A 1,183-nucleotide genomic window follows, 5' to 3' on the forward strand; every position below is an offset into this window, starting at 1 on the left:
GCCCAGGCGCGAGCGGCGAGCCGAGGTCGCCCGTGCGGCCGGAGGACGCGCGAGGGCGGGGGACGAGCCGGAGCGGGTGGCGGGCGGCCGCCGCTCAGGGGGCGTGGCGCCAGCGGGCCGCGTAGCGGGCGCTCTCCTCCTGCCGCAGCCGCTCCCGGTCCGCCCTCCGGACCGCCGAGGCGTGGTTGGGCGGGTAGCCGTACCTGACGAGGCGGGAGTCCGCCTTCTCGATGGCGTAGGAGAGGGAGAAGTACACCCCGACGATGAGACCCAGCGAGACCGACATCGCCGCGACCAGCGGTTCACCGCTGACGAGCCACAGCACCCAGGCGACCAGCGCGGCAACCGGAGCGAGGCGGACGAACGCCCGGACCCCGTACCGCCACAGCCAGCCGCGGGTGGTGAGGTCGGCGAGCACCCACTCCCGGTACCGCTCCGGCAGGCGACCGCCGAAGGCGTACCAGAGCAGCTGCGGGGGGTTCGGGCGAGGGGAGCTCATGCCGGGCACGCTACCGAAGGCCCTCCCCGGGGACTACCGTCGAGTCGTCATGGCCGGGAGAGGGCAGTTCGCGACGGTGGTCGCGGTCGCGCTGGGCGGCGTGGCGGGGTCGTTGGCCCGCTACGGTGTCGGCGTCGCCTTGCCCTCCGGCGGCCCGTCCCTCGCGACCTGGGCGGTCAACCTGCTCGGGTCCTTCCTGATCGGCGTGGTGGCCGCGCTCGTCCCGAGGGTCCTGCCCCGCCTCCCCCTGCTCCGGCCGTTCCTCGTCACCGGTGTCCTCAGCGGATTCACCACCTTCTCCGCCCACAGCGTCGAGGTGACGTCCCTGCTGACCGCCGGGAGGCCGGTCGCGGCGGTGCTGGTGCTCACGGGCACCCTCCTGGGCGCGCTGGTGGCCGTGGCGGCCGGGGACGCGGTCGGCCGGCGGTGGATAGGGGCACGGGAGGGGCGGTGTTGAGACGGCACGGACCTGACGGCGGACGGCCGGCGGGCACCCCGTCCCCTGGCGTGCCCGCAGCCACCGGGAGCACGGCGTGTTGACCGCGCTCCTGGTGGCCGTGGGCGCCGGTGTCGGCGCGCCGCTGCGCTACCTGCTGGACCGGACGGCGCGGCGATGGCACTCCGGCCCCTTCCCCCTCGGCACGCTGCTGGTGAACGTCAGCGGCTCCCTGGTGTTCGGGCTGC

General features: G+C 75.7%; 3 protein-coding genes. 2 read left to right on the forward strand and 1 reads right to left on the reverse strand.

All coding sequences use genetic code 11. The annotated features are described in order from the left end of the window. Positions 1–94: 94 nt before the first annotated feature. Entirely contained in the window at positions 95–499 is a 405-nt protein-coding gene (locus ACTIDRAF_RS0223890; RefSeq protein ID WP_016701206.1) for a DUF5313 family protein, read from the reverse strand. Between the two features lie 49 nt (positions 500–548). On the opposite strand from ACTIDRAF_RS0223890, the gene ACTIDRAF_RS0223895 reads away from it, so the two are divergent. Beyond that, positions 549–956, forward strand: a complete 408-nt coding sequence (locus tag ACTIDRAF_RS0223895; protein ID WP_016701207.1) for a fluoride efflux transporter FluC — start codon at positions 549–551, stop codon at positions 954–956. Positions 957–1,056: 100 nt separating this feature from the next. After that, positions 1,057–1,183: fluoride efflux transporter FluC (locus tag ACTIDRAF_RS35485; RefSeq protein ID WP_425359133.1), on the forward strand; the 127-nt coding region annotated here is incomplete at its 3' end.

It is taken from the genome of Actinoalloteichus spitiensis RMV-1378 (genome assembly GCF_000239155.1).
Classification (GTDB): domain Bacteria; phylum Actinomycetota; class Actinomycetes; order Mycobacteriales; family Pseudonocardiaceae; genus Actinoalloteichus_B; species Actinoalloteichus_B spitiensis.